At 73.0% G+C, this 13510-nt stretch carries 11 protein-coding genes and 1 pseudogene; 10 read left to right on the top strand and 2 right to left on the bottom strand.

Translation table 11 applies throughout. The annotated features are described in order from the left end of the window. The 5 genes and pseudogenes from ABZV77_RS42250 to ABZV77_RS42230 form a co-directional block, all read left to right on the top strand. Positions 1-86 (top strand): annotated as a pseudogene (locus ABZV77_RS42250) (ketoacyl reductase); the annotation flags it as partial. 35 nt (positions 87-121) lie between these two features. Further along, complete coding sequence (locus ABZV77_RS42245) at positions 122-1066, top strand: aromatase/cyclase (protein WP_356268655.1); 945 nt, start codon at positions 122-124, stop codon at positions 1064-1066. Position 1067: 1 nt separating this feature from the next. Then, positions 1068-2609: an FAD-dependent monooxygenase gene (locus tag ABZV77_RS42240; protein ID WP_356268654.1), complete on the top strand. Its 1542-nt coding sequence runs from the start codon at positions 1068-1070 to the stop codon at positions 2607-2609. Between the two features lie 97 nt (positions 2610-2706). Further along, the gene (locus tag ABZV77_RS42235) at positions 2707-4254 is read left to right on the top strand and encodes an FAD-dependent monooxygenase (protein ID WP_356268653.1); all 1548 of its coding nucleotides are present in this window, start codon (positions 2707-2709) and stop codon (positions 4252-4254) included. Beyond that, positions 4254-5162, top strand: a complete 909-nt coding sequence (locus ABZV77_RS42230; protein WP_356268651.1) for an alpha/beta fold hydrolase — start codon at positions 4254-4256, stop codon at positions 5160-5162. The genes ABZV77_RS42235 and ABZV77_RS42230 overlap by 1 nt, the downstream gene beginning before the upstream one ends. A gap of 13 nt (positions 5163-5175) precedes the next feature. Here the strand turns inward: ABZV77_RS42230 and ABZV77_RS42225 are convergent, their stop codons facing one another. Continuing rightward, positions 5176-6045 (bottom strand): sigma-70 family RNA polymerase sigma factor, encoded by an 870-nt coding sequence (locus ABZV77_RS42225; protein ID WP_356268661.1) that lies wholly within the window; start codon positions 6043-6045, stop codon positions 5176-5178. A 299-nt stretch (positions 6046-6344) separates the two neighbouring features. On the opposite strand from ABZV77_RS42225, the gene ABZV77_RS42220 reads away from it, so the two are divergent. Continuing rightward, positions 6345-8447: an MMPL family transporter gene (locus ABZV77_RS42220; protein ID WP_356268649.1), complete on the top strand. Its 2103-nt coding sequence runs from the start codon at positions 6345-6347 to the stop codon at positions 8445-8447. 186 nt (positions 8448-8633) lie between these two features. Beyond that, entirely contained in the window at positions 8634-9086 is a 453-nt protein-coding gene (locus ABZV77_RS42215) for a carboxymuconolactone decarboxylase family protein (protein WP_055567053.1), read from the top strand. Between the two features lie 72 nt (positions 9087-9158). On the opposite strand, the gene ABZV77_RS42210 is transcribed toward ABZV77_RS42215, so the two are convergent. Beyond that, positions 9159-9623: a VOC family protein gene (locus ABZV77_RS42210; protein ID WP_356268647.1), complete on the bottom strand. Its 465-nt coding sequence runs from the start codon at positions 9621-9623 to the stop codon at positions 9159-9161. A gap of 199 nt (positions 9624-9822) precedes the next feature. On the opposite strand from ABZV77_RS42210, the gene ABZV77_RS42205 reads away from it, so the two are divergent. From ABZV77_RS42205 to ABZV77_RS42195, 3 genes are read left to right on the top strand one after another with little or no spacing between them, the layout of a single operon-like run. Further along, positions 9823-10149 carry a 4Fe-4S ferredoxin gene (locus ABZV77_RS42205; protein ID WP_356268645.1) on the top strand — a complete coding sequence of 109 codons (327 nt, stop codon included), beginning with the start codon at positions 9823-9825 and terminating at the stop codon, positions 10147-10149. Next, the gene (locus ABZV77_RS42200) at positions 10146-12113 is read left to right on the top strand and encodes a hypothetical protein (protein WP_356268643.1); all 1968 of its coding nucleotides are present in this window, start codon (positions 10146-10148) and stop codon (positions 12111-12113) included. Before ABZV77_RS42205 ends, ABZV77_RS42200 begins: the two co-directional genes overlap by 4 nt. Continuing rightward, positions 12110-13507, top strand: a complete 1398-nt coding sequence (locus ABZV77_RS42195; protein ID WP_356268641.1) for an amidase family protein — start codon at positions 12110-12112, stop codon at positions 13505-13507. The genes ABZV77_RS42200 and ABZV77_RS42195 overlap by 4 nt, the downstream gene beginning before the upstream one ends. Positions 13508-13510: the final 3 nt, after the last annotated feature.

The following is a 13510-nucleotide window of genomic DNA, read 5'->3' as shown; positions in this document are numbered from 1 at the left end:
GGCTCATCGGCTATCTGGCCTCCGACACCGCCGCCTCCATCACCTCCCAGGCCCTCAACGTCTGCGGCGGACTCGGCAACTTCTGACCCGCCCCGACCGTCCCGCACAAGGAGCAACTCTCATGACGACGCGTCAGGTCGAGCACGAGATCACCATCACCGCGCCCGCGGCCACGGTCTACCGCCTGCTGGCGGACGTGAGCCACTGGCCGCAGATCTTCCCGCCCACCATCCACGTCGAGCGCGAACAGACGGGCGAGCGCGAGGAGCGCATCCGTATCTGGGCGACCGCCAACGGCGAGCCCAAGAACTGGACGTCGCGCCGCACCCTGGACCCCGAAGGCCTGCGGATCGGCTTCCGCCAGGAGGTCACCACCGCCCCGGTCGCCGCGATGGGCGGCACCTGGATCGTGGAACCCCTCGGCGCCGACCGCGCCCGCGTACGGCTGCTGCACGACTACCGGGCCATCGACGACGACCCGCAGGACCTGCAGTGGATCGAGGAGGCCGTGGACACCAACAGCACCTCGGAACTGGCCGCCCTGAAGGACAACGTCGAGCACGCCCACGCCGCGGAGAGCGACGACCTGGTCTTCTCCTTCACCGACAGTGTCCAGGTCAACGGCGCCGCCAAGGACGTCTTCGACTTCGTCAACGAGGCCGGGCACTGGCCCGAACGGCTGCCGCACGTGGCCACCGTGCGCTTCGAGGAACCCGCCCCGGGACTGCAGAGCCTGGAGATGGACACCCGCGCCAAGGACGGCTCGGTACACACCACCAAGTCCTACCGGGTCGCCCTGGACACCCGCAAGATCGCCTACAAGCAGGTCACACTGCCCGCCCTGATGACCCTGCACACCGGCTACTGGACGTTCACCGACACCGGCCAGGACACCGCCGAGGCCAGCTCGCAGCACACCGTGTCGATCAACACCGCCAACATCGCCAAGATCCTCGGCGACCAGGCCACGGTCGCCGACGCCCGCGCGTACGTGCACGGCGCGCTGTCCGCCAACAGCCGCGCCACGCTGGGCCATGCCAAGGACTACGCGGAGCGGAAGCACTGACATGGCCGCGCAGGACTGGGACCGCACCCGCCGGGCGGCGGCCGTACCGGGCCGCACCGACGTGATGGAGACCCAGGTCATCATCGTCGGTGCCGGCCCCGTGGGGCTCCTGCTCACCGCCGAACTGTGCCTGCACGGCATCCAGGTGGCCGTCGTCGAGCAGCGCCACCGCCCCACCAAGGAGTCACGGGCCTCCACTCTGCACGCCCGCACCATGGAGATCTTCGACAGCCGGGGCCTGCTGACCGACTTCGCCAGCCCGCCCACCGAACCGCGGGGCCACTTCGGCGGCCTGCCCCTGGACCTCACCCTGCCCGGCGCCTACCCCGGACAGCACAAGGTGCCCCAGACCAGGACGGAGTCGGTCCTGGAGGAGTGGGCGCTCTCGCTCGGCGCGGACATCCGCTGCGGCCACCGGCTGCAACTGCTCGACCTGGCCCAGGACGGCGAGTTCGTCGAGGCGGAGGCGGTCGGCCGCGACGGGCGCCCGGTGCGGCTGCGCGGCCGCTACCTGGTGGCCTGCGACGGCCAGGACTCCACGGTGCGCACCCTGGCCGGAGCCGACTTCCCCGGCCAGGAGGCCTCCCGTGAACTGCTGCGCGCCGACGTCGAGGGCATCGACGTCCCCGACCGGCGCTTCGAGCGGCTGCCCGCGGGGCTGGCGATCGCGGCCCGGCGCCCCGACGGCGTGACCCGGGTGATGGTCCACGAGTTCGGCGCGGCCGTACGCCGGCGCACCGAGCCCCCGCGGTTCGCGGAGATGGCCGCCGCCTGGCAGCGGGTGACCGGCGAGGACATCAGCACCGGCACCCCGCTGTGGGTCAACCACTTCGACGACGCCAACCGCCAGCTCGCGCAGTACCGGCACGGCCGCGTGCTGTACGCGGGCGACGCCGCGCACCGCCAGATGCCCATCGGCGGACAGGCCCTCAACCTGGGCCTGCAGGACGCGTTCAACCTCGGCTGGAAACTCGCGGCCGTCCTTGCGGGCCACGCCCCCCAGGGACTCCTGGACACCTACCACGAGGAGCGGCACGCGGTGGGCAGCGCCGTGCTCGCCAACATCCGCGCCCAGGCGATGCTGCTGCTCGGCAGCGGCGAGGTGGAGCCGCTGCGCGCGGTGCTTGCGGAGCTGATGGCCCACGAGCCGGTACGCACCCGCCTCGCCGGGATGATCAGCGGCCTCGACATCCGCTACGCCACCTGCGGCGAGGGCCATCCGCTGGTCGGCGCGCGGCTGCCGCACGCCCGGCTGCGGGTGGGCAGCTCCACCTGCACCACCCTCGAACTGCTGCGGTCGGGGCGCGGGTTGCTGCTCGGCCTGGACGGCCGGGTGCCGGCCGTGGGGGAGCGGTGGGCCGACCGCGTCGACCTGGTGGTGGCCCGCCCGGAGCCGGGCAGCGGCCCGGGCGAGCTGGACAAGGTGGGCGCCGTGGCGGTGCGCCCGGACGGCTATGTGGTGTGGGCGGGGCCAAGCGCGGATCCCGGCGGCGCCGAGGAGCTCGCGGCCGTGCTGGAGCACTGGTTCGGCACCCCCCGCTGACGGCGGCCCGCCCCCTCCCGCCCGACTGCCCCCGTGCACGGCCGCCTTCGAACGTACGCAAGAGATCCGGATCCGAGCGAGGAGAGGCAGGACAATCATGGCAGGGACAGCGGTGGACACCGACGTCATCGTGGTCGGCGCCGGACCGGCCGGGCTGATGCTGGCGGGCGAACTGCTCCTGGGCGGGGCCCGCGTCATCCTCCTGGAGCGCCTCGCCGCGCCGACCGGGCAGTCGCGCGGGCTCGGCTTCACCGCCCGGGCCATGGAGGTGTTCGACCAGCGCGGGCTGCTGCCGCGGTTCGGGCAGGGCGAGACCCTCGCCATCAGCCCCGTGGGGCACTTCGGCGGGGTGCAGTTCGACTACACGGCGCTGGAGGACGGGCACTTCGGGGCCCGCGGGATCCCGCAGAACCAGACCGAGGCGGTCCTGGAGGAGTGGGCGCTGGAGCTGGGTGCGGACATCCGGCGCGGCTGGGAGGTGACGGCCCTGGCCGAGGGCTTCCTGGACGGCGGCCACGTCGAGGTCACCGTCGCGAGCCCCGAGGGAACGCGGCAGCTGCGCGCCGCCTACCTGGTGGGCTGCGACGGCGGGCAGAGCAGCATCCGCAGGGCGGCCGGTTTCGGCTTTCCCGGACTGCCCGCCAGCCGGGCGATGTTCCTGGCCGACGTGGTGGGCTGCGGGCTCGAGCCCCGCTTCCTGGGCGAGCGGCTGCCCCACGGCATGGTGATGGCGGCCCCGCTGAAGGAGGGCGTCGACCGCATCATCGTCTGCCCGCACGGCACCCCGGCCCGCGACCGGGACGACGACATCACCTTCGCCGAGGTCGCGGCGGCCTGGCAGCACATCACCGGGGAGGACATCAGCGGCGGCAGCGCCGAGTGGGTGAGCTCCTTCAGTGACGCCACTCGCCAGGCCGACGAGTACCGGCGCGGCCGGGTGCTGCTGGCGGGAGATGCGGCGCACATCCATCTCCCGGCCGGCGGCCAGGGGTTGAGCACCGGCGTGCAGGACGCGGCCAACCTGGGCTGGAAGCTGGCCGCCACGGTGCGCGGCACCGCCCCGGCGGGCCTGCTGGACACCTACCACGCCGAGCGGCACCCGGTGGGGCAGCGGCTGATGATGAACACGCGCGCGCAGGGCACGGTGTTCCTGGGCGGCGAGCAGTCGGACCCGCTGCGCGCCCTGTTCGCCGAACTCATCGAGCACGACGAGGTCAAGCGGCACCTGGCGGGGATCGTCAGCCACCTCGACATCCGCTACGACGTCAACGCCCCCGGCCCACACCCCGATACACACGCCGGCACGCCCCCTGCCCACCCCCTGCTCGGCCGCCGCCTCGCCAAGCGCCCGCTGACCGGCGCCGACGGCGAGAGCGACACCCTGCGCCTGCTGCACCCGGCGCGCGGCGTGCTGCTCGACCTGGCCGACGACGCCCGGGTGCGCGCCGTCGGCGCCCGCTGGGCGGGCCGCGTCGAGGTGGTGACGGCCGCCGCCAAGCCCGCGGAGGGCGCCACCGACGTGCTGGCGGGCCTGGACGCGGTCCTGGTGCGGCCCGACGGGCACGTGGTGTGGACGGGCGAGGGCGTGGCGCACGGGCTCGAGGGCGCGCTGGGCCGCTGGTTCGGCGAGGGGCGAGCCGCGTAGTGGCGGCGGTCCCCGGGACGCCCGTGACCGGCCCGCGCGAGGAACCCGCGGGCGGGGTCCGCGAGATCGTCCTGGACGCGGCCGGTGTGGCCCTGTCCGCGCTGCTGAGCGAGCCCGCGGGCGGCGCCCCGCGCGCCCTGGTCGTGGCGGTGCACGGCGGCGGCATGAGCGCCGGGTACTTCGACGGGCAGGCGCGCCCGGAGCTGTCGCTGCTGCGGCTGGGGGCCCGTCTTGGCTACACGGTGCTGGCGGTGGACCGTCCCGGTTACGGCCGCTCCGCCGCCGCGCTGCCGGACGGGCTGCGCGTCGCGGAGCAGACTGTGCTGCTGCGTGCGGCCGTTGCCGGCTTCGCCCGCCGTCATCCCGTCGGCGCGGGCGTCTTCCTGCTGGCGCACTCCTTCGGCGGCAAGCTGGCCCTGTCGGCCGCCGCGCAGGCAACGGGCGGGGACGGGCTGCTCGGTGTGGACGTCTCGGGCTGCGGGCGGCGCTATGCGCCGGGTGCCGAGGACGAGGTGCGCCGCGGCCGGCCGGGCGACCGGCGCCGGCACTGGGGGCCGTTGCGGCTGTATCCGCCGGGCACCTTCCGGGCCAGTGCGGGCACGGTCGCGCCGATGCCCGCGCGGGAGGCGGCCGACCTGGTGTCCTGGCCGGGGACGTTCGACCGGATCGCGCCCCGGGTGCGGGTGCCGGTGCGGGTCACCTTCGCCGAGCACGAGCTGTGGTGGCGTCACGAGGAGGACGAACTGGCCGCTGTGGCGGCCGCGTTCACCGCCTCTCCCCGCGTCCTGCTGGCGCGGCAGCCGGACGCGGGGCACAACATCAGCCTGGGCTGGGCGGCCCGCGCCTACCACCTGCGGGCCCTGGCGTTCCTGGAGGAGTGCCTGCACCCGGCCGCCACCGGGCGCTGACCCTCCCGAGTTCTCAGCCGTCCAGGACCACGATGTCCAGTTCCCGCAGCCGCTCGGGCCCGGCCACCAGGTCGATCGCGGTGATCTTCCCGTCCTCGATGGTGAAGTTGAAGACCACGATGGGGCGCACCTTGGACTGCCACACGGCGCCCACCGACCCGTCGACGAGTGCGATGCGGGCCGCTTCGGCGCCGCCGGAGAAGATGCTCGCCACGCCCCGCGCGCCCTCGGTGAGGGGGGCGGCGCCGATGCGGACCGCCGTGTCGTCGGCGTGCATGGTGGCGTCGGGGGCCAGCAGGGCCAGCAGCCGGTCGAACTCGCCGTTGCGGGCGGCGGTGAGGAAGGCGTCCACGACCTTGTGCTGGCGCTGCAGGTCGGGCAGGGGAGAGGCGCCGTGCACGCGCCGGCGGGCGCGGCTGGCCAGCTGCCGGGTGGCCGCCGGGCTGCGCCCGATGATCGCGGCGATGTCGGCGAACGGCACGGCGAACGTGTCGTGCAGGACGAAGGCGAGCCGCTCGTCGGGGTCCAGGGTGTCCAGGACCACCAGCATCGCCAGGCCCACGGAGTCGGCAAGGACGGCCGCCTGTTCCGGGTCGGAGGTGTCCTCGGTGCGGGGCTCGCCCGAGGGTTCGGCGTGCTCCGCGAGGAACTCCTCGCGGCGGTTGCGGGCGCGGAGCATGTCCAGGCAGACCCGGCCCACGACCGTGGTGAGCCAGCCGTCGAGGTTCTCCACGCTGTCGGTCTCGCTGCGGTGCAGCCTGATCCAGGCCTCCTGCACGGCGTCCTCGGCCTCATCGGTCGAGCCGAGCATGCGGTGGGCCACGGCCTGCAGCCGCGGACGCTTCTCCTCGAACGCGCGTGCCAACCGTTCGTTTTCCTGCATGACCACCGTCGTCCCCTTCGATCCCGGTCGGTGTGTGACAAACGCCTGTCACATCTTCGCGCTGCCGGGCGTCATAGCAGTGACGAACGGGACCACCCGCGTGTGACGGGATGCGGCAGCCGCAGGCTACGCAAGGGCGCCGCGCCCCTGGTCGCGCTCTCTCCCGGATTCGGACCGGAGCTGTCGAGAGCAGGCTCCCTGACCCTTTGCGAGCATTCATGACAACACAAAGTCGGCGACCAGACACCCGCAGTGACGATCCCAGCGCCGCAGCCGGTTTCTTGACCCGCTATGCCCGAATGGTCAGTGGCCGCCGCTCCAAGTGGGCCGTGCTCGTGATCTGGCTGGTGCTGATCTCAGCGGGCGGATCCCTGGCGGCCAAGCTGGGAGACGTACAGGACAACGACCCCGAGACCTGGCTGCCCTCCAGCGCCCAGTCGACCCAGGCGGTGAAGCTGGCCGAGGAGCACTTCGCCGACAAGGACAGCAGCACCACCATCATCATCTACGCCCGCGGCGGCGGCCTCACCGACGCCGACCGGACCAAGATCGACGCGGACCGCGCCACCCTCCAGGACGACGTCGCCGTCGGCGACGTCGCCAAGGCCCAGGTCTCCGAGGACGGCAAGGCCGCCTTCCTCAGCTACCCGCTGCGCACCAGCCCCAGCGACAACGGCGTGCTCACCGACGCCGTCGGCGACTCCGAGGACATCGTCAAGAAGGGCGCACCCGACGGCCTCGACATCCGCATCGCCGGCGAGGCGGGCAGCGTCCGCGACTTCGCCGACGTCTACAGCGGCATGGACGGGGCCCTGCTGGGCGCCGCCCTCGGCGTCGTCGCCCTGCTGCTCCTGCTCACCTACCGCAGCCCCGTGCTGTGGCTGGTCCCGCTGCTGACCGTGTTCCTGGCCAGCCAGGTCGCCAGCGGCGTCGTCTACCTGCTCGCCAAACACGCCGGCCTGCTCGTCAACGGCCTCAGCGCGTACATCCTGATGATCCTGTGCGTGGGCGTCGGCACCGACTACGCCCTGCTGCTCATCGCCCGCTACCGCGAGGAACTCCACCGCCACGAGGACCGGCACGAGGCGATGCAGATCGCCGTGCGCCGCTCCCTGCCCGCGCTGGCCGCCTCCGCGGCCACCGTCGGCGTGGCCACGCTCTGCCTCGTCTTCGGCAGCATGAACTCCACCCAGGGCCTGGGCCCGGTCGTGGCCATCGGCATCGCGGTGGTCTTCCTGGCGATGACCTCGCTGCTGCCCGCCCTCCTGGTCATCCTGGGCCGCTGGACGTTCTGGCCCTTCGTGCCGCGCCACACCCCCGGCTACGACGCGAGCGCCGAGAAGGAGCACGGCGCCTGGGCCCGCGTGGCCCAGGTCGTGGGCCGCAGGCCCCGCGTGGTGTGGGCCGCCTCCCTGGGCGTCCTGGCCCTGCTGGCGCTCGGCACCACCACGGTGGAGACCGGCCAGACCCAGGCCGAGCAGTTCACCAAGTCCGTCGACTCCGTCGAGGGCCAGCATCTGCTGGCCGCCCACTTCCCCGCGGGCTCCTCCGCGCCCGCCGACATCTACGTGCCCGCCGCCGGCGCCGGCGCCGCACTGCGCACCGTCCAGGACGTGCCCGGCGTGCAGTCCGCCGCCACCGGACGCACCGCCGACGGCTGGACCCACCTGACCGCGGTGTTCGAGGACGCCCCGGACACGGCGGCGGCCAAGGACACCGTCGACCGGATGCGCACCGCACTGGACAAGACCGACGGCGAGAGCGCCGAGGCCGTCGTGGGCGGCCAGACCGCGATCGTGCTGGACACCTCCGACGCCCAGAAGGACGAGGAGATGCTGCTGATCCCGCTGATCCTCGCGGTCGTCTTCCTCATGCTGGTCCTGGTGCTGCGCGCGGTGGTCGCCCCGCTGGTCCTGCTCGCCTCGGTGGTGGTCTCCTTCGCCTCCGCCGTCGGCGCCGCCTCCCTGCTCTTCCACGCCATCGACTACCCGCGCATCGACCGCGGACTGCTGCTGATCGGCTTCCTGTTCCTGGTCGCACTCGGGGTGGACTACACGATCTTCCTGATGGCCCGGGTCCGGGAAGAGGTCAAGCTGCGCGGACACCGCGAGGGCACCCTCACCGGCCTCACCGTCACCGGCGGGGTCATCACCTCCGCGGGCGTCGTCCTTGCGGCCACCTTCTGCGTCCTGGCCGCGATCCCGACCGTGTCGTCGCTGCAGCAGGGCCTGCTCATCGCGATCGGCATCCTCCTGGACACCTTCCTGGTGCGCAGCCTGCTGATCCCCGCACTCTCCCTGTCCATCGGCCCGCGCATCTGGCGCCCGGGCCACCCCGAGGACGAGGCGCCGCTGCCCAGCGAACGCCCGTCACAGACCGCCCGCGTCGACGTCGGCACCTGACCGGCGCGCCGGGACGGAAGGGGCGCCGCGTCGAATTCCCCCGCGGCGCGGCGCCCGCGCACACCCCCCGTCCAGGTCCCCGCAGACCCGGTGACCTGCAGCTGTCACACTCGCCCGCCCCCGTTCGTCATAGAAGTGACGCCGCCTGACAGCGGCGTCGGATGTTGGTCCAAGAGAGGAATAACCATGGAAGCGCGCCTGCAGAACCCGGCGATGATCCTTGACGCCACGCAGCCCGTCCAGGACATGTACAAGGCGATCTACTCCGGCGGGGTCCCGAAGACGACCCTGGACCTGGTCCACCTGCGCGCGAGCCAGATCAACGGCTGCAGCCCCTGTGTGGACTCCGGGGCCCGCGGCGCCCGCAAGGCCGGCGAGACCGAGGAGCGCCTGTTCGCCGTCGCCGCCTGGCGGGAGACGTCCTACTTCACCGACGCCGAGCGCGCCGCGCTGGAGCTGGCCGAGGCCGCCACCCGGCTGTCCGACCGCTCCGACCCGGTGCCGGACGACGTGTGGGAGCGGGCCACCGCCCACTACGACGAGAAGGGCCTGGCGGCACTGGTCCTGATGGTCGCCCTGACCAACTTCTTCAACCGCCTGAACGTGACCACCAAGGCGATCGCCGGCGCCTGGGGCTGACCGGCACAGCACACGGCTGAGGCCGGCCACCTCCCCCCGGGGCGGGCCGGCCTCAGCCGCGTCTGTAGCCCTTCACCGCCCGCGCGAGCCCCGGGACGGCACGAGATTGATGCGCCACGACACCCCGAACCGGTCGGTCAACCACGCGAACCGGGCACTGAATTCATACCCGCCCGCCGGCATGATGACCTCACCCTTCTCGGAAAGGGCCGTGTACAGGCGATCGAATTCACTTTCCGATTCGCACTGCACGTATATCGCGGTCGCGGGCGAGAACTCATAAGAATCCCACGGGGCGAGATCGTATCCAACGGCCCCCGGCGGCGGCATGTTCGTGCACATGAACATCTGCCCGTCGAGTGTAAAGAGCGCGTGCTGCAGCACCCCTTCCTCCCACCCCGGCTCCCCGGCACGTGCCCGGATCATCCGGTGCACCTCGGAGTTGTCGAAGAGCGAGGTGTAGAACTGCAGCGCCTCCTCGGCCTCCCTCCTGAAGGTCAGGAACGTCATCAGTTTCGGCGCCGGTGTCGCAGGCATCGTGGCTGCTCCTGTTCGTGGTGATCGGTTGCCGGGCTGTTTCCCGGCACGACGGTATCCGCCGGTCACCACTGTTCAACCGAGCAATTCACCGGTTGAACAAAGCAGTCGAGTACGCCACCACCGAAGCTCATGGAGTGGTCGAGACACCGTCGTAACGATGTGGGCGTCTCGAACCGACCCGAAGGGTGAGTGTTCCGTGAGCGAGAACGCATTGCCGGCGGCGAAATCCGCCCGTTCCGAGCGGATCGCCGCGCGAACTCGCGGCGAGAACTGGAAGAAGCCACCGCGCCGCATAGAGACCTCGGAGTGCATCACCTGCGACAGCTGTCTGCGCGGCTGTCCCGAGGAGTTCGGCGCCATATTCGACCGCGGACTCGACGTCATCATCATTCCCGAGCTGTGCTCGGGCTGCCCCGCCTGCGTCCTGGAGTGCCCCGTCGACTGCATCTACGTCGACGAGGACTGGGACCCCACCGACGCCGCCCTGTGGAGCCACATCGACCTGTCCGCGGGCACCTCATGAGCGGGCCCTCCGAACGCGAGAGCCGCCGCGCCGCCAACGCCAGGAAGCGCATCAGCCGCCGCCCCAGCAGGCTGGGCACCCCCGCAGGCACCGCGGCAGGACCCGACCGCACCCGCGAGCCGGGCGCCGGCTTCCCCACCCTCCTGGCCCGGGTCTGGGAGCGGGCCCGGGCACAGGAAGACCTGCGCTCCTGCGTGGACATCCTGCTCAGCCTCGACGGACACGTCCCTCCCGAGGTGCAGCTGCGGGCCCTGAGCACCTCCCAGGAGGCCGCCTTCAGGGCCCTGTGGGGACTGACCTGGCGTCAGGACGAGCCCGGCCCGGCACGCCCGGCCGCCGAGCCGGCCCCGGTCGACCTCATCGAAGCGGCCGCCGAGGAACCCGTCTTCGTCGGCGAGCTGGCCCTGGCCGCCACCGGCCGGATCGTCCTGCGCGGCCCCGCCCAGGGCCCCCTGGACCGCCGGGACCTGGTCGGCGGAGTACGGCGCGTGCCCTGGTCGCTGCAGGCCGCCCGCGCCTACCACGCCGAGATGAGCCGCGCCGCCGCCCGCACCGCCGACACCGTCGCCGACTGCCGCGCCTGGCTGGACCGGCAGGGCGAGAAGGGCCGCGACGAACTCCTGGACCAGGCCAAGGAAGCCGCACTGCGCACCGCCCCCTTCGTGCTCTACCAGGAGCACCGCCAGTACACCAACTTCCGCGAGCAGAACAGCCTCACCGGCAAGACCCTGTGGCCCGGCCACCCCGACTGCGTCCTGAGCAGCCTGCAGCAACTGCCCCTGGAACTGTGGTCGGACCACGACGTGCAGCTGGTGGTCGGCCTCACCCTGCTCATCCGCTCGGCCGGCGCCGGCCGGGTCGAGGAGGCCAACGGCACCCAGCTGCGCATCGACCACGTCGCGGCCATGCTGGAACGCATCCGCCGCTCCTACAACAGCGTCCCCGGCGAGCCGGTGGCCCCCGCCGCGTCCCACGGCGCGGAGGACCTGAAGACCCTCGCCGAGGCCCTGGGCGCCCGCCGCCGGCAGGTGATCCGGCAGGTGCCGCTCTACCGCGAGATCCACGGCACGCTGATGCACAAGGTGGAGCGCATCGCCACCGATACCCAGGAGGTGCGCCGGCGCGACGAGGAGGTCAGCCTGCGGCTGGCCCGCAGCCTGCCGCTGACCGGCACCACCCTGGACGAGCTGGGCCGCAGCGCCGCCGCCGCCCCGCAGTGGCTGGCCCGGCCGCACGGGCCCTATGCCACCGGTTTTGAGGCGCTGGTCCACGAGAGCGTGGCGGCCGTCGCCGAGGTCTTCGACGCCGACTTCGCCATGAGCCGCGGCATGCGCTCGCTGCCCGCCCTCATCGCCGGGCTGCGCGCGGAGAGCTGGGCGGAGATCTGCGGCTGGGACATCACCCGCTACTTCTGCTGCGTGGTCCCAAGGCCCCGGGCCCGCGCCCACTTCGGCGGCTCCCAGGAGGCGATGGCGGACGCGGCGTGGGCGATGTCGTCGCGCATGCAGTACAACTCCTGGCACTTCGTCCCCGGCAACCTGCCCCGCCATCCCGCGGTGGTGGCCCGCGACCACTTCGTGCCGCCGACCATCCCCGACATCGCGTTCTTCTCCGACCAGCACCACCACGGGCACGTCAGCAACAACGTGCGGTTCTCCATCCGTTCCCCGCAGCCCGTGGAGGTGGCCGGACGCACCTTCAACGGCTTCGTCGACCTGCGCCTGCTGCGCTGCGCGGGCCGTCCCTTCGAGGAGGCGGACCTGCTGGCCGCGCACCGGGCGTCGCGCTTCGTGGCCCGCGCCACCACCCTGGCCGCCGAACTGGCCGCCGCCGGGACGCCGGTGGAGGTCACCGCGTTCGACGCGGCATGGCACTGGCGCACGATCACCGGCACCGACGCCGACGCCGACGCCAGGAACGGCACCGGTACCGCCCGTCCCGGCCCCCTGGACACCCCACGATGACCGCCCGGGGAATCGGCGAACTCACCCAGCACCTGCGCCGCAGGGAAACCACCGTCCTGGAGCACGTCCAGGCCGTGCTCGGCGCCGTCCGCGACCAGGACACCCTGGGCGCCTTCGTCACCGCCGCCGGAGACGAGGCACTCCAGGCCGCCGAGCAGGCCGACCGCCGCATCCGCGAACGCGGCGACGACGCCTGGCACGGCGCCCCGCTGCTGGGCGTCACCGTCTCGGTCAAGGACCTGCTGCAGACCCGCGACCTGCCCACCACCCGCGGCTCCCTGCTGGAAAACCGGCGCGCCCGCGAAGACGCCCCGGCCGTCGCCCGGCTGCGCGCGGCCGGCGCCGTCATCATCGGCAAGACCACGACCTCCGAGTACGGCTGGAGCGCCGCCACCCTGGGCCGCCTCACCCCGCCCACCGCCAACCCCTACGCACCCGGCCGCACCGCGGGCGGCTCCAGCGGCGGGGCCGCCGCCGCCGTGGCCACCGGCCTGGGCGAGGGCGCCCTGGCCACCGACGGCGCCGGCTCCATCCGGATCCCCGCCGCGTTCTGCGGAGTGGCCGGCTACAAACCCTCCTACGGACGCGTCCCCTACGTCCCCAACGGCGTCGACCGCCTCGCCCACCAGGGCACCCTGGCCCGCACCGTCACCGACGCCGCCGCCCTGGCCGCCGTCATCGCGGGCCCGCACCCCGCCGACCCCGACTCCGGACTCGGCTCGATCGACCGGCACCCGAACAGCCGCTCCCAGCACATCGGATGGATCGAGTACGACGGCACCACCGACGAGATCCGCAAGGTCACCGAACAGGCGATCGCCGCCCTCACCGGCCAGGGACACCGGGTCGAACGCATCGAGGTGCGCTGCGACGACCTCTACCCGGCCCTCGTCGACATCCTGGCCGCCGCCGAAGCCGCCGGCACCGCGCGCGAGGACGAAGAACACTGCGACCCCGGACGCCTGGAAATCGTCCGCCACGGACGCTCCCTGAGCGGCACCGCCCTGATCCGCGCCGAAGAAGTCCGCCAGCAACTGCGCACCCGGCTGCGCTCGGTGATGCGCCGCCACGGCCTGCTGGCCATGGCCACCGTCCCCATCGAGCCCTTCGACCTCGGCGCCATCGCCCCGCCCTGGGCCGCAGACCCCCGCGACCTGCTCTGGCTGGCCTGGTCGCCCGCCTCCTACCCCTTCAACATGACCGGCCAGCCCGCGGTGACCCTCCCCGCCGGCCTGACCGGCTCCGGACTGCCCGCCGGGATCCAGCTCGTGGGCCCCGTCGGCGCCGACGAACTGGTCCTGACCGTGGCCCACCGGCTGGAAGCCGAACTGGGACCGCTGCCCCCGCCCCGCCTGCAGCACGCACTCGTCCCCGCCACCGAAAGGACCCCCTGAACC

The organism is Streptomyces sp. NPDC004732 (genome assembly GCF_040609235.1).
Taxonomy (GTDB): domain Bacteria; phylum Actinomycetota; class Actinomycetes; order Streptomycetales; family Streptomycetaceae; genus Streptomyces.
The sequence above is the reverse complement of the archived record's forward strand: the minus strand, read 5'-3'. Positions and strand labels throughout refer to the sequence as shown.